The sequence below is a fragment of the Peribacillus sp. FW305-BF15 genome, assembly GCF_058783805.1.
Genome location: NZ_JBYSYV010000035.1, coordinates 20172 through 42385 on the forward strand (window position 1 = coordinate 20172; position 22214 = coordinate 42385).

Annotated in this window: 17 protein-coding genes and 3 pseudogenes; 6 read left to right on the plus strand and 14 right to left on the minus strand. The window is 37.7% G+C overall.

Annotated elements, in window-relative coordinates; translation table 11 throughout:
* Positions 1–15: 15 nt before the first annotated feature.
* The 6 genes and pseudogenes from AC3WLU_RS24735 to AC3WLU_RS24760 form a co-directional block, all read right to left on the minus strand.
* A pseudogene (locus AC3WLU_RS24735) lies at positions 16–554 on the minus strand (FecCD family ABC transporter permease); the annotation flags it as partial.
* 1031 nt (positions 555–1585) lie between these two features.
* The gene (locus AC3WLU_RS24740) at positions 1586–2422 is read right to left on the minus strand and encodes an alpha/beta fold hydrolase (protein WP_492598091.1); all 837 of its coding nucleotides are present in this window, start codon (positions 2420–2422) and stop codon (positions 1586–1588) included.
* A gap of 391 nt (positions 2423–2813) precedes the next feature.
* Complete coding sequence (locus tag AC3WLU_RS24745; protein WP_063576003.1) at positions 2814–3419, minus strand: alpha/beta hydrolase; 606 nt, start codon at positions 3417–3419, stop codon at positions 2814–2816.
* Positions 3416–4372 carry a ring-cleaving dioxygenase gene (locus AC3WLU_RS24750; protein WP_413001495.1) on the minus strand — a complete coding sequence of 319 codons (957 nt, stop codon included), beginning with the start codon at positions 4370–4372 and terminating at the stop codon, positions 3416–3418. Before AC3WLU_RS24750 ends, AC3WLU_RS24745 begins: the two co-directional genes overlap by 4 nt.
* Before the next feature lie 95 nt (positions 4373–4467).
* The gene (locus AC3WLU_RS24755) at positions 4468–5409 is read right to left on the minus strand and encodes a ring-cleaving dioxygenase (protein ID WP_413001493.1); all 942 of its coding nucleotides are present in this window, start codon (positions 5407–5409) and stop codon (positions 4468–4470) included.
* Positions 5410–5821: 412 nt separating this feature from the next.
* A complete protein-coding gene (locus AC3WLU_RS24760) occupies positions 5822–6175 on the minus strand; it encodes a low temperature requirement protein A (protein ID WP_413001491.1) in 354 nt (117 codons plus the stop codon).
* A 259-nt stretch (positions 6176–6434) separates the two neighbouring features.
* Between AC3WLU_RS24760 and AC3WLU_RS24765 the strand changes: the two genes are divergently transcribed.
* The 5 genes from AC3WLU_RS24765 to AC3WLU_RS24785 all read left to right on the plus strand — a co-directional run bounded on the left by AC3WLU_RS24765 (position 6435) and on the right by AC3WLU_RS24785 (position 11078).
* Positions 6435–7004 (plus strand): NADPH-dependent FMN reductase, encoded by a 570-nt coding sequence (locus AC3WLU_RS24765; RefSeq protein WP_328144168.1) that lies wholly within the window; start codon positions 6435–6437, stop codon positions 7002–7004.
* A 161-nt stretch (positions 7005–7165) separates the two neighbouring features.
* A complete protein-coding gene (gene ycaC, locus AC3WLU_RS24770; protein ID WP_098186427.1) occupies positions 7166–7810 on the plus strand; it encodes an isochorismate family cysteine hydrolase YcaC in 645 nt (214 codons plus the stop codon).
* Between the two features lie 187 nt (positions 7811–7997).
* Positions 7998–8642 (plus strand): hydrolase, encoded by a 645-nt coding sequence (locus tag AC3WLU_RS24775; protein ID WP_106027448.1) that lies wholly within the window; start codon positions 7998–8000, stop codon positions 8640–8642.
* Positions 8639–9232 (plus strand): antibiotic biosynthesis monooxygenase, encoded by a 594-nt coding sequence (locus AC3WLU_RS24780; protein ID WP_492598092.1) that lies wholly within the window; start codon positions 8639–8641, stop codon positions 9230–9232. Before AC3WLU_RS24775 ends, AC3WLU_RS24780 begins: the two co-directional genes overlap by 4 nt.
* Positions 9233–9245: 13 nt before the next feature.
* Positions 9246–11078, plus strand: a complete 1833-nt coding sequence (locus AC3WLU_RS24785) for an amidohydrolase (RefSeq protein ID WP_492598093.1) — start codon at positions 9246–9248, stop codon at positions 11076–11078.
* A gap of 663 nt (positions 11079–11741) precedes the next feature.
* Here the strand turns inward: AC3WLU_RS24785 and AC3WLU_RS24790 are convergent.
* The 7 genes and pseudogenes from AC3WLU_RS24790 to AC3WLU_RS24820 all read right to left on the minus strand — a co-directional run.
* Positions 11742–11863, minus strand: a pseudogene (locus tag AC3WLU_RS24790) (hypothetical protein); the annotation flags it as partial.
* Positions 11864–12071: 208 nt separating this feature from the next.
* Positions 12072–12755 (minus strand): C40 family peptidase, encoded by a 684-nt coding sequence (locus tag AC3WLU_RS24795; protein ID WP_492598094.1) that lies wholly within the window; start codon positions 12753–12755, stop codon positions 12072–12074.
* Between the two features lie 816 nt (positions 12756–13571).
* Complete coding sequence (locus AC3WLU_RS24800; RefSeq protein WP_492598095.1) at positions 13572–14627, minus strand: aldose epimerase family protein; 1056 nt, start codon at positions 14625–14627, stop codon at positions 13572–13574.
* A 255-nt stretch (positions 14628–14882) separates the two neighbouring features.
* Positions 14883–16277, minus strand: coding sequence for a sugar porter family MFS transporter (locus AC3WLU_RS24805; protein ID WP_283928675.1), 1395 nt, complete (start codon positions 16275–16277; stop codon positions 14883–14885).
* Positions 16278–16584: 307 nt separating this feature from the next.
* Positions 16585–18009, minus strand: coding sequence for an L-arabinose isomerase (araA, locus tag AC3WLU_RS24810; RefSeq protein WP_492598096.1), 1425 nt, complete (start codon positions 18007–18009; stop codon positions 16585–16587).
* Between the two features lie 51 nt (positions 18010–18060).
* On the minus strand, positions 18061–18756 hold the full coding sequence (locus tag AC3WLU_RS24815; RefSeq protein ID WP_095678918.1) for an L-ribulose-5-phosphate 4-epimerase: 696 nt from the start codon (positions 18754–18756) through the stop codon (positions 18061–18063).
* A gap of 22 nt (positions 18757–18778) precedes the next feature.
* On the minus strand, positions 18779–20389 hold the full coding sequence (locus AC3WLU_RS24820; RefSeq protein ID WP_427524674.1) for a xylulokinase: 1611 nt from the start codon (positions 20387–20389) through the stop codon (positions 18779–18781).
* A 338-nt stretch (positions 20390–20727) separates the two neighbouring features.
* On the opposite strand from AC3WLU_RS24820, the gene AC3WLU_RS24825 reads away from it, so the two are divergent.
* On the plus strand, positions 20728–21819 hold the full coding sequence (locus AC3WLU_RS24825) for a GntR family transcriptional regulator (RefSeq protein ID WP_034307361.1): 1092 nt from the start codon (positions 20728–20730) through the stop codon (positions 21817–21819).
* 20 nt (positions 21820–21839) lie between these two features.
* Here the strand turns inward: AC3WLU_RS24825 and AC3WLU_RS24830 are convergent.
* Positions 21840–22042, minus strand: a pseudogene (locus AC3WLU_RS24830) (IS110 family RNA-guided transposase); the annotation flags it as partial.
* Between the last annotated feature and the right edge of the window lie 172 nt (positions 22043–22214).

Here is a 22214-nt window from a genome sequence, read left to right on the forward strand (position 1 = left end):
GCTTTTTCTCCTACTCTTCATTAACAAAAACATTAAATAAGGAGCCCCTATTAAAGCGATCATAATTCCCGCAGGTATGTCTTTAGGTTCAAGTATGTTTCTTCCGATGGTATCTGCCACAAGCAGCATCCAGGCGCTGATCAGAATCGCTAACGGCAGGAAGAGCTGATTTCGAGGTCCGACCAGAGCTTTTGCAAAGTGCGGACCCTGAGCCCGACGAAGGCGCTGCCTCCTGTGACAAAGACAGCTGCTGCTGCAAGCGAAACCGATGTCAGCAACAGGATCGCCCTTTTTTTCAACTGATACCCCTAGCCTATTGCCTATTGGCATAGGTTCACTCAACCCAAAAAGATTCAGCCGAGTCGCTTTGTACAGTGTAAAGGGGATGAGAATAGCAGGTCTGCACCCCATATGTTCCCTGACAGCCAATTTGTAATAAAATCCACCTTTTGTCAATCAGCAGATGAAATAAGGACAAGCATCAGACCTGAGAGGGCCACAGAAAATCCCACCCCGGTTAATACAAGTTTGACTGGCTGCATTCCCGCAGTCCGTCTTCGTAATTGTCACAAGAGGTGGTAATTCGATGGCTTCAGAAGGTTTCAAACAGCAACAACATCATGTAACTTGTCGTATCTTTATGTAAAGCATTCGAAGCTTCGTTAAAGTAATCATTGTCTAATTTGAACCAATAAAGTTCCGATTTAGATTTATAGTAGCCTGCCCTGTTCATCCTGAACCCATAAAACAATCCAATACTGTTTCCCCTTCATTGGTTATAGTTACGAGAATAAATTAATTAACTCAGTAACTATATTAAGGCAAAATTCATCTTCCATTTACATTAACTTTAGAAGATATTCGTCAAAATATGATAAATTATGAAAAGGATATGTCTGGACTATATTAGTATGGGGAACGGCTGTAGGGTTTTATACAAAGTATAAATTTCCTACATGTATGCATTTGAATATCGAAGATTCTATTAACTCATATAGGAGTAGCTGTTAGTTTAAATAAAATAATTAAATAAACATCCACATAAATATAACTTTAAAACAATCGAATAATTCAAAGTAGAGATAGAATTGATAAACAGTTGATAGAGAGACTGAAAGAAGAAAAAGTCATTCACTCTTTCAGTTAAAGACGGTTTCGATGCAAGGACGGAAATGGGAAATAAATATAAAGTAGGCCTTTACCACTTTGGGCAAAGGCTCCTTTTTTGACGAGTTTCTTCTATTAACTACTGCCTTTTTCCTTTAGAAATACATTTATAACAATTAAGGTCAAGTACATCTCGGGGTGCCCTAGATCTGCTAATAGCTATAATACTGTATATATCACAGCTAACTTTTTTATTGCAGAACCCCAAAAATGCAATTGCAGTTAACAAAAAGGGTATTGAAAAGTGTAGAATTATCCCATCAATCCCTGATACCAGTGTAATAATAATGGCTACGAGTGATTTATACTAAAAGTAAGCAACACTCTACTTCCGCCTCATATTAAGAGTTTTCCTACAACCTTATAAAAAGAAAGGCTGCTCCTCCTTCTCATTTGAAATAGGATCATCATTACTTTATTAATCTTTTAAAAATGTTAGTAACGCTTCATTAAATTCTTTTGGATGAGTTGCGTTTAATCCATGCGGACCACCCTTTATTAGAGCGAGCTTACTACCAGGAATGGAATCATATGTACGTTTTCCACTTAACTCAAAAGGTACAGTTGCATCAGAGTCACCGTGAATAATAAGAGTAGGTATATTGAACTTTTCCAAGTCCTTTCTAAAATCTGTCTTACTAAAGGCCGTTATACAATCGAGCGTACCCTTAGGTGAGGCACTGGCTGCAATATCCCGATTATATAAACGGAATGGCTCACTAACTAAATCTGTTTGATTACCCGCCGAGAAAAATCCCTTCGTAAATTTGTCAAGAAATGCAAGGCGGTCATTTATCACGCCACTTTTGAATTCTTCAATTGTTGCATCATCTAATGCTCCTTCAGGATTATCCTCTGATTTGTATAAATAAGGAGGAACTGCTCCAGCAAAAACAGCCTTTTCAATACGATCTGTTCCATACGTACTAATGTATCGAGCTACCTCACCTCCACCCATAGAAAAACCAACAAGTGTGACATTTTGAAGATCTAAATGTTCTAACAGTTTATGTAAATCGGAAGCAAATGTTTCATATTCATATCCTTCCCATGGCTGGGATGACTTTCCGAATCCTCGACGATCATATGTTATGACTCTGTAACCCGCTTCAATAAGAGCTGGCACCTGATATTCCCAAGAGCGTCCACTTAAAGGCCAACCATGTATTAAGACAACAGGTTTCCCTGAACCCTGGTCCTCATAATAAAGTTCAATTGGAGCATGATTTTCATTACCTACAGTAAATTTTGCCATATAAATTTCCTCCCATGAATTAAACCTATATTCTTGCTTCTCTAAAAAAACTCTTCACTCCAAAACATTTAACATATTTTTTGCAAAATGTTTATAGGATTATTATATTCCCTACTATCGGAATTGTAAAATTATTCAAAAAAAATATCAAATCAACTAATATTATTAGATTCAATTTATTTAAACCAAGGTGTGTAAATTATTAAAAAATATTGAAAAAACTAAACTGAAAAATCGAATTAAAGATTTCTAAGCAACTCCAATTGGGGTATCTCCAATTAAGTTGGAATTAGGAATCACAGCCCTTCCTAAAACATCAAGGCTTATTTATCCGATTTCACTCTACGAATTTTAAGTTATTTACAAAAAAATTAATTTGAATTTCTAAAGTTTAAAAGACCCTACGATACCAGTGAGCCGCAGCTTCAACTTCATCAACAGTCAATTGATGCCCCCTATTTTCCCAATGAATTTCAACTTTTGCATTAGCCTTTTCAAATAAGGATTGAAGTTCAGTAGATTCCATCGGCGAACATATAGGATCATTTTTACCAGCAGCAATAAATACTGATTTTCCTGACAAATCAGGAAGAACAATTCCTTTTCTCGGTACCATCGGGTGATGGAGACTGGCTCCCTTTAATGCATTCTGATAGTGAAATAATAAACTAGCAGCTATATTAGCTCCATTTGAGTATCCAATGGCAATCATGTTTTCTCGATCAAAATTATACTTTGCAGCAGAATCATCAAGAAACTCATATAATTCTTTTGTACGGAAAATCAAATCTTCCTCATCGAATACACCTTCAGCTAATCTCCGAAAGAATCGAGGCATTCCATTTTCCAATACATTTCCGCGGACACTTAGCACTGAAGCCTCGTCATCAATTCTTCCCGCTATAGGTAATAAATCTAATTCATTTCCGCCAGTACCATGTAGTAATAATAACGTTGGTTTCGTTGAATCTTTACCCTTATTAAATATATGTTTCATGATTGATCTCCCTCCAGAACGCGAACTTCCACATTAGGTAAGGCTTCTTCTAATTCTTCTCGGTTTGGCTCCAGCCAGGATGGCAACATCAGTTTACTTCCAAGCTCAGCGACAGCTTCATCAACGGAAAAGCCTGGCGGATCTGTCGCTATTTCAAAAAGGATACCGCCTTGTTCATGGAAATACACAGCTTTGAAGTAGTTTCGATCACGAATCTCAGTCGGATAATACTGCTTATCTTGAAGAAGTGTTCTCCATCTCAATAGATCTTGGTCATCCTTCGCCCTCCATGCGATATGGTGAACAGTTCCAGCCCCTTTTAACCCGCGAACCGAAGGAGTTAGCTTAATATCAATTGTATTTCCAAACTGACCATCCGATTTAAACCTAAGGAAGCTCGCTTCTTGCCCAAGACATTCGAGCCCTAATACGTTTTCAAGCACATTTGCAGTTTTATTAGGCTGAGTTGAAATTAATATAGCTCCACCAAACCCTTTAATTGCAACCTCTGAATCGACTTCCCCAAAACTCCAAGTATTTTTTGGCCCTTCATTTCGTTCCACTAATTCAATTTCGAGACCATCTGGATCTTGAAATTGTAAATATTTTTCTCCAAAACGTACTGATTGAATAAACCTGATTCTAAATTTCCCTAAACGATTTTCCCAAAATTCAATCGATTGATTCGGGATTATAAAACTGGTTACTCCAACCTGTCCTGTTCCAATTCGGCCTTTTAACTGCTTTGACCACGGAAAAAAAGTTATAACAGATCCAGGTTGACCAGTTTCATTTCCAAAATAAAGATGATAGACTTCTGGACGATCAAAGTTTATCGTCTTTTTTACAAGTCTTAACCCCAGTATGCCAGCATAAAAATCAATACTTCTTTGGGCATCGTTCACCATTGCTGTTATATGATGGATCCCTGTTGTTTTTTGCAACCTCACCATTCCCATTCTCTTCATTAATTTGATCAAGAAATTAATTAGGTCTCTCTATGGAAAAATCTCACCTAACTTTGCTTAATTTGTACCAGCTAACCAGCTCACAACTCTAATTCTCTTACCTCAAATGGTAATAAACTTTGTTTAATCTTCCCTCTAGACTGTTCATACTGCTCTGGCAACATTAATTTTTCTCCCATCGTCGCTTCAGGTTCATCGTGAGCAAATCCTGGAGGATCTGTTGCAATCTCAAAGAGAATTTCCCCGTGTTCTTTAAAGTAAATCGCATTAAAATAGTTGCGATCTCGTACAGGAGTTACCCCATATCCGTTTTCCGCAACATATTTTTGCCATTCCAATTGGTCTTGATCATCCTTTGCCCGCCATGCAATGTGGTGTACGGTTCCAGCACCCATTGTCCCGCGTCCTATTGTCGTTAATTTTAAGTCAATAACATTGCCAATTTCTGCTGAAGAACGGTAACGTGCAAAGTCACCATCCTTGCCGATTAATTCTAGTCCCAATATGTTTTCTAACAATACAGCCGTTTTGTCAGGATGGGTCGATAATAAAGTAGCACCGCCAAAGCCTTTAATAGCTACCTCAGATGTTACCCCGCCAAAGGTCCATGCATTTACTTCCCCTTCTTCCCTTTCAACAATTTCCAAGTGTAGCCCATGTGGGTCATCAAATTCCAAGTATTCCTCGCTAAAGCGCTCCCTTACGGTAAAAGGAATATTGAAGGATTCCAGTCTTTTTTCCCAGAACTTCATAGCTCCTTTTGGAACAACATACGATGTAACGCCTACTTGACCATCACCAATTTTCCCTTGACTAGCTCCTGCCCATGGAAAAAATGTCATGATTGTTCCTGGTTTTCCACCCTTATTACCAAAATAAAGATGGTAGGTACCTGGGTCATCAAAATTGACAGTTTTTTTCACTAAACGTAAACCTAATACACCTGCATAGAAATCAACATTCTCTTGAGGATGACCAACAATTGCAGTAATGTGGTGAATACCCATCGTTTTTTTACTCATTTTATTTTCACTCCTCTTTTTATTTCTGGTTAGACACTAACCTTAAAAAAGCATCGCCAATTTGTCGATAATTGTATATGCGACTTTATGGGTGTTTTTTCCTTTGTCCAAATTTTTTTATTGTCTATAAATATTGGATCTTTAATTTTATTAAAAAAAGAAGTGTGGAAATTATTAACAATACCCATTTTTATTTCAATCAACTTATGGATAAACTGATTCAATATCAAATGGAAGTAATACAATATATACAAATAAACCAGCACTATAGATTGATACTGGTTTATTTGATGCTTTTATTTATGTAGTTGTTAATTTAGCATAGATGATAAAAAACAGGGTTAATTGTCCTATTATCATAATATTTGGTACTACTACAATCAAATTAATAACAAAAAAGACTGGTAAATCCCTAAAAACAAGCAAAATGATAAATTTTCAAACGGTGTTGTTCAAGCATGTATTGATGAAAAATAATTGTAGTTGACGAAAATAGAGCAATACATATCCAAAAATAAAATATAGGATAAAAGAATATTGGACCCCATGTAAAATAATAGTCTAATGGATGTGCAACCATACTCAATGACATTAAAATCAACAGATGACCGTAAATAATAATTTGACCGGAAGTTTGTCTAGACTTTTTGAGTTCCTTCTCCATGTTATCGAAATATTGCCACCACATCGAAATAATGAGGATAAATGAAATGATCGCAAAGCTTATTGAATCCCAATTTCCTTGTCTTTTCTTCCATTTCTGCACTCCCTCCAATTTTTTTATAGTTAATAGTACATTGGAAATATATGGTTATTCGAAGAGGAAATAATATAGACATAGTCTATTTGCCATAGCTTGCAAACACAAACCAATAATAAGAAAACTAATGAGAAACCCTTACATCCTAGATTATTTGTATTAAACACCTCATTAAATTAAACAGTTTGATCATTAGGCATAAAGCCACTTTTTTACGTTGGTATATCATGGTATGATGAGGTGATTTTAACAAAGGAGGAAATATATGACAAAAACTATAGGCCTTATTTGTGGTAGTTTACGAAAAGACTCTTATAATCGAATCATTGCTCAATCATTAACAGAGATGGATGATTCCCATCAATTTCGTTGGATCGAGATAAATAATCTACCTTTGTTTAATGAAGACTTAGAAATAAGTGTTCCAGAAACAGTGACATCATTTAAATCTGCTATCCAGGACGTTGACGGTATCATTATTGTAAGTCCAGAGTACAATTCTGGAATTCCAGGCGTATTAAAGAATGCATTGGACTGGGCATCAAGACCCCGGGAATCCGCAGTTCTTAGCAGAAAGCCGGTTGGCCTAATCGGAGCAACTCCTGGGGGGTTAGGTACTGTTTATGCTCAGATGCAAATCAGAGAAATACTAGAAACTATGCAAGTTCATGTTCTTCCATTTCAAAAAGTACTGATTTCTCAAGTACATGAAAAGATTGATTCCGATCAGAAAGTGCTTACTGACGAACAAACAAAACGTTATCTTCAGCGTTATTTACAACAATTTATAATTTGGATAGATAAAACTCTTGTTTTAGATAAAGAAGTAAAGTAAGCATTTTTAAAAATAAATCTGACGTTTTTTCTGATTTTCAAGAAAATTATTGGCATAAATATAAGTTTAATTATAAAGTGATTGCGGAAAATGAAGAAATTTATGGTAAATAATCCAATGTTTAAACTTTCTTCATTACTTTAATTTAGGAGGAATACATAATGTCTGATCTCTATTCTCGTATTAATAAAGATGAAGCTGTCGTTCTTTTAGTGGATCATCAAACTGGCCTTATGGCTGGACTTGTTCGTGACTATGGTGTTGATGAATTTAAGAACAATGTTTTGGCTCTTGCTCGCACTGCTAAGTTTTTTGATTTACCAGTTATTTTAACAACAAGCTTTGAAAACGGACCTAATGGACCACTTATGCAGGAATTGGTTGACCTTTTTCCTAACGCTCCAAAAATAGCTCGTCCTGGACAAATTAACGCATGGGATAATGACGATTTTGTAAAAGCAATCGAAAAAACTGGAAAAAAACAACTTATTATCGCGGGCGTAGTTACAGATGTATGCGTTGCCTTCCCTGCACTTTCCGCTATAAAAGCTGGGTATGAAGTTTTTGCTGTTACTGATGCTTCAGGAACTTTCAGTAAACAAGTTGCAGAAGCTGCCAATACGCGTATGGCACATAGTGGCGTGCAACTAATGAACTGGTTTAGCGTAGCTTGCGAACTACAACGCGATTGGCGCAACGATGTCGAAGGTTTTGGCAATTTGCTTGCTAGTAATCTTCCAGGTTATCAAAATGTAATTGGAAGCTATATGGGAGCTCAGCGAGATCTTAGTAAACAAAATGCATAAATTTATTCCTAAGAACTAGCTATAAATCAATCACTTTTTTTAAAAGTGGATCGTATAAATTTAGCGCTGATTTAATCAGCGCTCCTTTTTAAATTAGAAGTATAGCAAGGCTTTTATTTTTTCGATTACAGCTGAAACTAATAATTGCCTTTTAGATGAAACAATTTTAAAAAAGGAGTGTTTTATTATGAGTAATTTAGAATTGTTAACTCCGGAGAACAGTGCATTAATTTTGATCGATTTTCAGCCTCAAATGACTTTTGGAGTTGCAAGCATTGACAGACAAACATTAATGAATAACGTTATGCTGCTTTCTAAATCAGCAAAAGCTTTTAATGTACCTACTATTCTTACTACAGTTGAAACACAAAGCTTTTCTGGTTATTTTTGGCCACAAATCCTTGACATATTCCCAAACCATGAAATTATAGAACGTAGTTCAATGAACTCTTGGGAAGATTCAAAATTTGTTGAGGCAGTTAAAGCAACAGGTAGAAAGAAATTGATATTTGCAGCACTTTGGACTGAAGTTTGTCTTGCATTCCCTGTGCTTGAAGCAATTAAAGCTGGCTATGAAGTTTATGCAGTTGATGATGCTTCAGGTGGCACAAGTTTGACAGCACATAACGCTGCTATGCGTCGTGTAGAACAAGCTGGAGCAATTCCAGTGACAGCAATTCAAGTTTTACTTGAATACCAACGTGACTGGGCACGCAAAGACACTTATGATGCTGTTATGGAAATTGTAAAAGAACACACTGGCGCTTATGGTCAAGGCGTGGAATACGCATATACTATGGTACATGGCGCGCCTCCAAGCAGGAAAATATGAATCAAGAAAAAGTAACTGTCGGAGAAACTCAAACAGGGAACTCTATGGATGCCGGTGGTCCAGTTACAACGATTGTTACATGGGAAATTCAAGAAGGTAGAGAAAAACAGTTTGAAATGTGGAGACATGAAATTGAAGCTGCCGCTACTAAATTTCCAGGGCATTTAGGCGTAAATCTAATAGTCCCCAATAACGGATCCAGAGAGTATACTGTTGTTTTTCGCTTTAATACGTATGATCATCTTCGTGCTTGGCAAGAATCAGATATTCGTCGAGATTTGTCAAAAAAGGCAGAACCATTTCAAGCTACTAATCCAACTTACAAAACTGAAAGCAGTTTGGCATATTGGTTTGTTACTCCGAAAACGCCAGTTCCGCCGCCAAAATGGAAAATGTCCATTGTTACCGTTCTTGGTGTATGGCCTCTTAGCATGTTGGTTCCTATAGTGGTAGGACCTGTTATAAAAAATATGAATCATATTATGTCAACTTTTTTTGTTTCGGTATGTATAGTGTCTTTGCTTTCATGGGTAGTAATGCCCGTTCTCGGTAAAATATTTCATCCATGGTTACAGAATAATAGGAAGTAGACGAGGTGTGAACATGAATTTACCGGATATGATCTTATATAACGGAAAAATCACTACCCTTGACCCATCTCAACCTGAGGTATCGGCTATCGCCATAACTGATGGTTTAATCACTGCAGTAGGTGGAGATGAGCTTCTTGAAAGTGCCACAGAAAAAACCAAAAAAATAGACCTTAAAAGAAAGAGAGCTATTCCGGGCTTGAATGACTCTCATATACACGTTATTCGTGGCGGTCTTCATTATAATATGGAATTGCGCTGGGAAGGTGTGCCATCACTTGCTATTGCTCTGGAAATGCTTAGAGAGCAGGCAAGGCGTACACCTGCTCCTCAGTGGGTAAGAGTAGTTGGAGGTTGGTCTGAATTTCAGTTTAAAGAAAGACGGATGCCAACTTTGGAAGAGATTAATGCTGTTTCTGAAGACACGCCTGTCTTTGTGCTACATCTTTATGATAGAGCACTTGTAAATCGAGCAGGGCTGCGTGCACTGGGATATACAAAAGATACCCCAGACCCCCCTGGCTGTTTAATTCAGCGGGATAAACGAGGTAATCCAACGGGTCTTTTAATTGCCAATCCTAACGCTTCTATTCTATATTCAAGTTTAGGCAGAGCTCCAGTTCTTAATATTGACGACCAGATTAACTCAACTCGCCATTTTATGCGCGAATTAAATAGATTAGGTATCACAAGTGCCATTGACGCAGGTGGCGGATTCCAAAATTATCCTGATGATTACAAAGTTGTTGAACATTTAGCCGAGAAGGATCAATTAACTTTGCGTATTGCTTATAATCTATTTACGCAAAATCCAGATCATGAATATGAAGACTTTGCTTCATGGGCAAAAATTGTTTCTCCTGGTCAAGGAAATGATAAGTATAAAATGAATGGTGCCGGAGAAATGTTAGTATTCTCGGCAGCCGATTTTGAAAAATTTCAAATGCCCCGGCCCGACCTAGCTACGATGATGGAAGCTGACTTAAAGAAAGTAATTTCTCTATTGGTGGAAAACCGTTGGCCATTCCGTTTACATGCAACTTATGACGAGTCAATAACACGTTTCTTAAATGTTTTTGAGGAAGTCAACAGAGAAATTCCATTTAATGGTCTACGCTGGTGGTTTGACCATGCAGAAACAATCTCAGATCGTAGTATGGAACGTGTTAAGGCTTTAAATGGCGGTATTGCCATCCAAGACCGCATGGCTTTCCAAGGTGAATACTTTGTTGATTTATACGGAAAGGAAGCCGCAAAGCATACTCCTCCGATTTATCGTATGCTAGACCTGGGTATACCTGTTGGCGCCGGTAGTGATGCAACTAGGGTTTCTAGCTATAACCCTTGGGTTGCTCTTTACTGGATGGTTGCAGGAAAAACCATTGGTGGTCTTTCGATATACGATGAAAAGAATAAACTTGACAGAAAAGTAGCTCTGGAACTATATTCCAAAGGAAGTGCGTGGTTCTCCGGTGATGAAGATAAAAAGGGTACCCTTGCAGTAGGTCAGTTTGCTGATATTGCTGTATTGTCTGCTGACTACTTTACTGTGCCAGAAGAAGAAATCAAAGACCTTGAATCAATTCTCACCATTATGGGTGGGCAGGTTGTTTATGGAAATGATGAATTTAAAAATTTATCACCTGAATTGCCGCCAGCATCACCTGATTGGTCACCGACGGGAGTTTATGGTTATGGTGGTGCTAACCTAGCCGACAGTATACTTTCTCACGATGCCCATGATCACAAACATAGTTGCAGTAACCCTCTCCATCAACACACTCATACCGTAATAGGAAATGATGGAACTAAGTGGGGTATCGGTTGTACTTGCTTTGCTTTCTAATGAGGGTTTGGGGCCAAGGACGGATCCAAACATAAAATGAAAAAAGCCTAACTTTTCCTTAAAGAGAAAGTTAGGCTCTTTATATTATTTAAATAAAGTTTTACATTTTCTATTTCAGTATATGATTATCTCATGAATTTTAAAATATTTAGGGATTTGTTTGATGAAATAAAATTGAAAGAACATGCCTTGTCTTTAAATACTCTAGAAATGTAGAGATAGTAGATTGATATTTCCTCCTGGCCATAGGTTCTGTAACTGAAGTTTGTTAATCAATGGGGAGCGTGTGTTGAATTAAGACTTTTTATGAGGTAAATAAGGAAAGGCTTAAGGATTCGACTTCACCTTAAGCCTATCTTGCCCTATTTTAAAAATCCATCGATATATATTTTTCCTTCTAAATATTCTTCAAGGCCTTGATGGCCGCCTTCTTTCATGCCGCCAAATGGCGCTTGTGCAACGGTGGGAATGGCGTCGTTGTTGCCGATGATAGATTCTATGATAAATCATACGATAACACCTTTATCGAACATAATTGGCTGCATTAGATATTTCTTGTAAAGTAAACACCTCTTAAACTTGTACACCTATTCATTCTTTCTCTTAAAAGATAAAATACCTTATGTACACAATTAATATATCGTGTACATAAGGTATATAAAAATCCCAAACACCTTTAATGGTGAACGCTACGATAATGAGTCCAACTTTAGCTAAGTCCTGCGAGGCTACCCTCTGTACCTCCTGGGAAAACTTTTCATGGTTTTATAAACTTCCTCGACTGTCTTATGTGAGAATTAAAGAAATTATATGTGGTATATAGAGTATCCATTATACCCAAGTGTTTCCGGAGCAATAAAAGCTAAAATTGTATTTTAAAAAAATTTTATGTATCAATACCGATTCTACCATCTATAGGACTTCTTAGTATCCTAACCTATTGTTAGAATTAGAAAAGCCAGTCTCTTCAAAAAGAACTGGCAACTTTCTCTATTACATTCTTTTTGCTCCTACATATCTTTTCTTCCAATAACTATTATCCATTGAGGAAATGCTTACACCGTTTGATGAGGAGCTGTGTATGAATTGATTGCCGCCTATATAAATACCAGCATGTGAGGCACCAGGTTTATAGGTTTCATAAAAGACCACATCTCCTACTTGTGGTTTGGACACCTTTGTCCCCTTTTTATAAATTTCCGATACCGTTCTTGGTAATGTGACATTTGCGCCTTTATCAAAAGCGTATTTTAGGAATCCGCTGCAATCAAAACCTTTTGGTGTAGTTCCACCCCATACATACCGTACATTCAAATGTTTCTTTGCTTCCTTCACTATCGCAGCAGATTTATTGCTTGTTTTATTTACATTAGCTACGTTGGAGGTCTTCTTTTTTACTCCCAAAGCTTTATATGTATTCGGACCGACAATACCATCAGCTTTTAAACCTTTACTTTTTTGGAACTTTACGACTGCACTTTTAGTAACGGTCCCAAAATATTTAGTTGTATTATTACTCTTAAAATATTGTTTTTTCTTTAGTACCTCTTGTAATTGTTTTACTTCTGTATGAGTCATTCCACTTTTTAATGTACGATCGCCCAATGCAGCATTACCAACCATCGGATTTGATAGTAACAATCCAGAAACAACAAAAGATGCTATGATTTTTTTCATTTTCTCCCCCGATTAAATCTCTTTTTTATCATTTTATCACCTTTAAGTGACACACACATTTACCTAATTTTACATTATTATTACAAATGCATACATAAAATGAGTATAAAATACAAAATAACCAAAATATTGCTCATGTTTTCGAAAGGTAGTAATTAAGAGTAAATTTCTTGCTTTTTGTAATAGTAACCATCCGGTTTGGATAGCCTCCTCGTACTGTGATATATTTGCGACTCCTTACATTTTATTATTTTCACTAGTTACAAATCCTTGAGCTTATTAAATACATCGAAGTTCTGACATTAATTTGGTATATTCAATTTAATCCTCTCAACCTTAAATTAGGTGGTGTCTAATAAAGGCATATCGCTTACGACAATAACTGCCTGAATATTTTTCGTGATGCCATTCCATTCTTGTACAATTCTGCCTTGTTTCGTACAAAACAATCGAGTGAATGATTTGTTGGGGACAATCGTTAATTTTTGTTAAGGCATAGGAAAAGCACCTCCTTTGATACAAGGATAGTATCAGGGGGTGCTACGTATAGAATATGTGCTGTTTAAATGGGTGCTTATCTTTAACCTTAGTTTTACAGCCCACCATCTAACTGTTTACGCTTAAAGATATAAGTTATCCTCTATCCTTGAAAACTCAGTTCGAGTGAATGGCTAACTCTTATTCCGCGGGAATCCTACCTGTTACATGCCACGAGCTTTGCTCGATCGTTCTTACAGTCACGGATGTTGATCCCAACTAGCAGCCGAATCTATGTAAAATTATTGAAATGAAATCAGCCAATTCCACTCTTTAACACTAACTGGAACCTTCAGCTGAGTGGGTACTGACCTCAATTTTGTATTTTGTTTGGGAAGTATAATTTTGGCCTGCTAAAAGAAGAATATCCCCAAAATCTTTAAACTCAATCGCCCCTGGAGCAGCTTGGGTTTCAAACGTTATTCCGCCGTGTTGAATTAATTTTTCTCCGTGCATAAGTGGCACATCTTTCACAAAGTTTGCCGTGTAAATGACAACCGCAGGCTCTTCTGTGTATACCTCGACTGTTATTTTCTGGTCAGGACTAATTAATTTGGCTGCAGTTTGATGAAGTCCTGGGCACGTAAGGAAGAATGGATGATCGATCCCTTGAACCTTTTTAACTTCTGCGTCAATGGCTTCAAAGGTTGATTTTAATTTCTTCGGGGTTCGAAAATCATAAGGCGTGCCAATTGTGCTTCGCTTTTCCCCAGTTACCGTGCTATCTTCATTTACTGGTGCAAATTCTTGAGAAGAGATTTGTAAGAAATGATCATCGATTGGATGGCTGGGATGCCCTGTTAAGTTAAAATAGACGTGATTGGTCGGATTAAAAACGGTGTCTTTATCACTTTTTGCTTGATAGCTCACTGACCAAATATTTAAGTTGTCCAATGTGTAAGTCACACTTACTTTCAAATTCCCCGGAAAACCATTCTCGCCATCAGGTGAGTCGGTTGAAAAGATGATCGAAGCACTTTCATCCGTCTCCTTCACTTCATAACCCCAGATTTTTTCATCGAATCCAGGGCTGCCACCGTGTAATGTATTCCCTAATTGATTTACAGACGTTTGATAACGTGATTCACCAATTGAAAATTCGCCATTTTTTATTCTTCCAGCGACTCTTCCTATTGTTGCTCCATAATACGTTTCTTTTTTGTAATCCTCAATCGAGTCAAATCCCAATACGATATTATTACGACCCGATTCCGTTAGGACGAACAGATTGACGATTCTTGCACCAAAGTTCGTAACTTCCATTCTTACTCCATGATCATTTTCTATCGTAAACAGCAAGACATCATTTCCAAACGAGCTTTGTGCTACTTTCATTTTTATCGGCTCCTTCCCTATTAAATTCCTTCATATAAATAAAAGCTAAAACACCATAAATTGCATAAAAAGTTCAGCTAACATTTTTAATAATTGTAAAGCCCGAAGTAGCAACCTCGGGCCTAAGAAAAGGAATCATATGAGTAAATCAACATATTATTGATGAAGTATTTTCCTTATTGCCCCCTGATTTAAAATCTCTTCTATTCTGGTATAGCCTCTTTTAATTCCGCTCCAAACCTTAATAGGTCTAATTTAAGCACTTTTCCCCTTAGCTTGTCTACTTTCCCCAATTTTTTCAATTTCCTCCAAAGTATGACCTCGAGTTTCGGGAACGCATGTCCGAATAAATAAAACACCAAGTAAACAAATAGCACCGAAGATTGAAAAAACAGCTTCTTGAGACATCGAAGCGGTCATGATCGGAAATAGCAGGCCAACCAAGAAAGAACCAATCCAGTTAAATGATGAAGCCACTCCTGACGCCCGCCCGCGAATTACCAGCGGGAAAATTTCTCCAACTATGACCCAAGTTAATGGAGCCCAAGTGAATGAATAAAGAGCTACATAGATACTTAAGAAAACAACCATCATCATCGGATTTGCATTAGGAATTAATACATTCAATATTGCCGGCAAAATAAAGGATAGCCCCATAATCGTTCCGCCGATTGTTAATAAAGTACGGCGATTAAATTTATCAGCAATCATTAGGAATATTAATGAACCTAGTACGAGAATAACCCCTTGAATAATTGGCCACAGCAATACTGAGCTGGCTTCATGCCCTGTTGCTTTTTCCACAATCATAGGAATGTAATAAAAAATTGCGTTTGCTCCCTGGAACTGTTGAAACGCAGCAACACCCACACCAGCCATTACTAAATAACGGTATTTATTACTTAAAAGGGTACCCCATGATGCTTTTTGATTTACCTTTTCTTCCTCTTTAACAGTTTCTTGTATTTGTGTTATTTCAGAATCAATTTGTTCTTTGTCGGCGCGAATATAGCCCAACACCCTACGAGCTTCATCCATTTTATTGTTCTTAATTAAAAAACGTGGTGATTCGGGTAACCTGGACACTCCAATAAATAAGATCAAAGCAGGTACGGCAGCCAAACTAAGCATCAACCGCCATGCCATTGTCCCTGGTAAGTCTTTCAATAAATAAGCGACAATGTATGAAAGCAACATTCCAGAGACAATCATTGTTTGGTTAATTCCTGACAGACGTCCACGTAAACGTGCAGGCGCCATTTCCGACATATAGGCTGGGACCAACGCAGAAGCAGCTCCAACAGCCAAGCCTAATAAAATCCTGGCAACAATCATAAAAAGGATTCCGTTATGAGGGGATATTCCTGCCAAAATGGATCCAACAGCAAAAATGATAGAAGATATTAAAATCATTTTGCGCCGTCCTAAACGATCGGAAAGTTGTCCGGCCATGGCACCTCCAAAAATAGCTCCAAACATCAACGAAGAGGTAATCCAGCCAATGGCACCTGGGTTGTTTTGAAGGTTCCAATCATGTTGCAGAAAAGGCAAAGCACCCGTCATAACGCCGATATCATAACCGAAGAGAATGCCTCCAAAAGCCCCAAAAAAATAAATGAATCCACTTGAGATTTTCTTTTCATTAACCATTTAAGTTCCCCCTAAAGGTTTTAAAATTATATTTAATCCCACTACTAAAATATTGATTGCTTTTTGAGAAATAATAATAGTGTTTTCAACCACAAATACATGCCAGTTTCCGTCGTAAAAGTTATTTGTTAGGATGAATTCCGTGTCGTCATTGTCTATTAAAACGCTTTCATCTTTTCCCTAAAAACCACGAAAACGCTTACGAAAATAAAGGAATCATACTAATGGTCACTATTTCCGTTCTTCAACTTCTGGATCACCTATTTTTTCCCTCCAAGGAAGCGGAGCCTCCTTGGAGGGAGAGACATTACTTAATAACTACGTATTCCAAGCCAACAAGTTTGGCATAGGTTATGATTTGGTCTGTTGTTAAATTCAATGAAACAACTGTATGGTGACCGCCACCATTCTCAAGCCAAGCTTTCACACCATCTTGGAAGTTTGGCTTCACTTCCCAAAGTACACGGGCAACTGGCAGGTTTGGTGCTGGAACTGTTGGCTCGAATGCAGAAACTTCATTAATCAAAAGTTTATAGTTTGTACCAAAGTCTGCCATGGAAACAACGACACCGTCTCCTGCTTTGCCGTCGAATACTAAACGTGCTGGATCTTCACGATCACCTATACCTAATGGAGATACGACAATTTTTGGTTTGTTACTTGCTAAAGATGGGTCGACTTCGAGCATATGTGATTGAAGGATTGATTCTTGTCCAGCAGCTAATTCATATGTGTAATCTTCCATAAATCCAGTTGATTGGTTATGGCTCATCACTTTCAGTAAGCGATCAAGTGCTGCCGTCTTCCAATCCCCTTCACCCGCAAAGCCATATCCTTGTGCCATCAAACGTTGGACGGCAAGACCAGGAAGTTGTTTCATCCCATATAAATCTTCGAAATTCGTTGTGAAGGCCGTGTAACCACCATCATCAAGGAACCGTTTAATCGCAATTTCATAGCTTGCCTGTACCTTTACGCTTTTCTCCCAATTTTCCTTACTGTAGGTACCATAATCAAATTCATAATGGCCTTCGTATACTGCAAATAAAGCATCAATTTCTTCATCAGTAACCGCATTTACATATTGAACAAGGTCTCCGATTCCAAAATAGTCAACTGTCCACCCAAATTGGATTTGCGCTTCAACCTTATCCCCTTCGGTTACTCCAACGTTACGCATGTTGTCACCAAAGCGGGCGACCTTAATGTTGAAGCTTTCGTTATAAGCAACCGCTACGTCCATCCATTGTGCAATTTGCTGCCGCACTTCAGGACGCTCCCAATAACCTACAACAACTTTATTTTGTTTTTTCAATCGGGCATTGATAAAACCATATTCACGGTCACCATGAGCGGATTGGTTCAGGTTCATAAAGTCCATATCAATCGTTGCCCAAGGAATACTTTCATTGAATTGTGTTGCTAAATGAAGCAATGGTTTTTGTAATAATTTTGTTCCACGAATCCACATTTTTGCAGGTGAGAAAGTATGCATCCAAGTGATGACACCGGCAACTTCGTCACGATAGTTGACTTCTTTCATGATGCTTGTGATTTTATCTGCACTAACAGCTAAATCTTGCAATACAAGTGGATAGGGTAATATACCGCTTTCATTTAAAGCATCGGCTATCGTTTGTGCATTCGCCTTGACCTCTGCTAACGCTTCTTCCCCATATAGATGTTGTGATCCTACGACAAACCAAAATTCCTTTTTTCCTGTTGTTAACATAATAAGCCTCTTTTCTTTATTTAATAGGTTGATAATTCGATAGAGTTGATCTTACTTTTGACCGTAATAAGCATATTTTCCATGTTTTCGTAAATAGTGTTTATCCAAAATATTTTGTGGTAATTCTTTTGCAAAATGATTTAATTCCCGTGTAAATAAATTCATTTTCGAAACTTCATCCAACACCACACTATTCATTACGGCGGATTTTGCATCTTTTCCCCAAGTAAAGGGACCATGACCATGAAGTAAGATACCAGGAACGGCTAAAATGTCTATCCCGCGCTCTTCAAATGTCTCGATGATTAACTTCCCAGTCTCCACTTCGTACCCACGATCAATCTCCTCTTGTGTTAGGTAGCGGGCACATGGGATGGATCCATAAAATGTGTCTGCATGAGTGGTGCCCATCGCTGGAACATCAAGGCCTGCTTGAGCCCAGATTGTCGCCCAAGTTGAATGAGTATGCACAATGCCGCCGATTTCTTGGTAATATTTATAAAGTACAGCGTGAGTAGCTGTATCTGATGAAGGCCTCAACTCTCCTTCAACAACATTGCCATCTAAATCAACAACAACCATATCGCTGGCTTTCATCGTTTCGTAATCAACGCCACTAGGCTTGATAACAAATAAACCGCTTTCACGATCGATGGCACTCGCATTTCCCCATGTATATTTCACGAGTCCATATTTAGGCAAGTCCAAATTTGCTTGATATACCTCTTCTTTCAGTTGTTCTAACACGTCAATCCCTCCAGTTTTCCACTCATAACATCAAATTGTCTACAGCGGCCTGCTCAATCACTAAACCCTTCCTGTATCTTTCAATAAATGCTTCAAATCCTTTAACATCTACTTGATCAGGATAAATTTCTTGCCCATCAACCTCTACGAATACTTTTTTGTCGAGGAAGTCTTCTAAACTTTCTTTTTGTTCTTTATTCATCATGTAAGATGCAAGAATCGCCATTCCCCACGCGCCGCCTTCTCCTGCTGTTGACATAACTGATACTGGAGCATTCATTGCAGCCGCAACAATTTTTTGTCCAACAAGAGGGGTTTTAAATAAACCACCGTGAGCCAAAATACGATCAATTGCAACATTTTCTTCTTTTGTCAAAATACCCATTCCGATTTTCAATGCACCGAAAGCAGTAAAAAGGTGAGTCCGCATGAAGTTTGCTAAATTGAATTGACTCTCAGGCGAGCGAACAAATAATGGTCGCCCTTTTTCCAATCCTGTGATATTTTCACCTGAGAAATAACCGTAGCTAAGCAAACCGCCACCATCTGGATCCGCTTCCAAAGCTTTATTCAACATTACTTCAAATAATTTATTTATATCAACCTTTTGTCCCATTGCCTCAGAAAATTCACGGAACAATCCCAGCCAAGCATTGAGATCACTTGAACAGTTATTCGCGTGAACCATTCCAACGGGACTTCCATTTGGTGTAGTTACCAGATCAATTTCTGGATATACTTTTGAAAGTTCTTTCTCTAGTACAATCATCGCAAAAACGGAAGTTCCTACCGAGATGTTCCCGGTACGTTTCCTCACACTATTCGTAGCAACCATTCCAGTCCCAGCATCGCCTTCCGGTGGACAAATTGGAGTGCCTGGTTGTAAATTTCTTGATCTATCGAGGATTTTCGCTCCAATTTCGGTTAATTCACCCGCTTGCTCGCCTGAAATGTAGACTTTAGGAAGAATCTCTTTTAGCTTCCAAGGATAACCTTTCGTTGCAATTAATTCGTCAAACTGCTTGACCATTGATTCATTGTAATCTTGCGTTGATTCATCAATGGGGAACATGCCTGAAGCATCTCCAATGCCAATTGCTTTATTTCCAGTCAATAACCAGTGAATGTATCCAGCCAAAGTCGTAATACAATCAATGCGAGGCAAATGTTTCTCTTCATTTAATATCGCTTGATAAAGGTGAGCAATACTCCATCGTTCAGGGATATTAAATTGAAATTGATCAGTTAGTTCTTTTGCGGCAACTCCTGTTGTTGAGTTACGCCAAGTTCGAAACGGAACAAGTAGCTCCCCTGTACTGTCAAAAGCCATGTACCCGTGCATCATTGCGGAAAATCCAATAGAACCTATTTTCCGAATGGTAATTCCATAATTCCGTTCAACTTCTTGCTTCATTTCACTATAAGCTGTTTGCAAACCAGTGATAATATCCACTAAGTTGTACGTCCAAATTCCATCTTCCAAGAAATTTTCCCACTCATAACTTCCAGATGCGATAGTTTCATGATGATTATCAATCAACACCGCTTTAATACGTGTGGATCCAAATTCGATTCCAAGTGAAGTTTCTCCCCCGGTAATCGCTTGTTTAATTTTTAATATATTCGTTTGCACGTTAATCCCCCTTCTGTCAGCGCTTTCAATAAAAGGAGGCGCTTAAATTTATTAACAACCATATTATATTTTTTGTACGTACATTTGTCAACGTTTTATATTATTTATACTTACAACTTTCAGACGAAATACTCCATCCTCACCTTAAAGCCATGAATTTGTATTAAGGGAAGTTATACGACATGAAACCTAAAGGTAAATAGGGTGAATTTATAACTTTATACAAAAAATAAGATGATTTGTTTTAATTTATTCAAAAATTATGGTAAAATATGTCCGCACAAATATTTTAAGCGCATAAATTAGAATGCAAACAACTATGGAAGAAGTGAGGTTTAATGAAACCAAAGTATCAGGTAATCATTGATGATTTAAAAAATAAAATCCTTACAGGTGAATATAGTGTAGGGGAACAAATTCCTACTGAATCCGTCATGCAAGAAATGTACAACGTTAGCAGACACACTGTACGAAAGTCCATTTTAGAATTATCAAACGAGGGATTCTTGAGAAGTGAAAAAGGATCTGGCACATATGTTAGTAACCAATATCAATCAAAATCTGGTGGCAACTCCAAAAATAAAACGATTGGTGTAATCACGACCTACATTTCTGATTACATTTTCCCTTCTATTATCCGCGGAATTGAAAGAAGATTGAATGAAGATAATTATTCGTTACTATTAGCCAGTACAAATAATGATGTCGAACAAGAAAAAAAAGCCTTGGAAATGATGTTGTCATTTGGCGTGGATGGTATGATCATTGAACCTACCAAAAGCAATCTATACAATCCCAACATCGGTTACTACCTATCATTTAAGGAACAAGAGGTTCCATTCATCATGATCAACGCTTATTATGAAGAATTAGAGGTTCCTTTCTTTTGCCTGGATGATGTGCAGTCAAGCTACCTCGCAACAAAAGAATTGATTTCGAAAGGACACACCCAAATCGGACTCATTGCTAAAATGGATGACTTACAAGGAAAGTATCGAATGAAGGGGTATATAAAAGCACTTGGAGAAGCCAAATTACGCTTTCAACCAGAACAATTGCTTTCGTATACTACAGAAACGAAGCTAGACCTATACACGAACTTGAAGGAGTTCCTAAATGAAAATAGAGACGTGTTGACTGCAATTGTTTGTTATAACGACGAGGTAGGGTTGGAAGTAGTAAATGTATGCAGACAACTCGATATTTCTATTCCCGAACAATTATCAATTATTGGCCAGGACAATTCCTATATTGCGAAAAATGCCAATATCAAACTAACGACATTAACACACCCACAAGAACAAATGGGACATGATGCAGCTGATTGGGTCATTAAGAAATTACAAGGAAAGAAGGATTTACCAAACGAAACCTATTATCAGCCAGTGTTAATTGAAGGCGAAACTGTCAAAGAGTTAGACATACAATAACCTTAGTGTGTGATGACTATAGGCTCCACTCCCACAATGGCTGCCTCCATCCATTTTATTAAAACAACAAATCCATCTTCATTATTTTCAAATGCAAATGGGTCTACGATTACAATTCCACGGGAATTCACTGATCTAGCACATGTAATTGTTGGGCAATATCCACTCCAATGGAAATTCCATCGTTTAGTTGATTTTGTTTATCTTGCATTTTAAACTTCATATTAGGGTTCCTCATAGGGTTTTGAGTTAGTGTGGTGTCTTACCCATATCTCACTGAGGAGCCCTATTTTTTTAAAAGCTGAACCCGTTTTGTTCCATAAGAAACTCCTATGGCGGCGCTCCTCGCCGCCACCATCTACTACGAAAATCTAAACTCAAAAATAGAGTCTAAC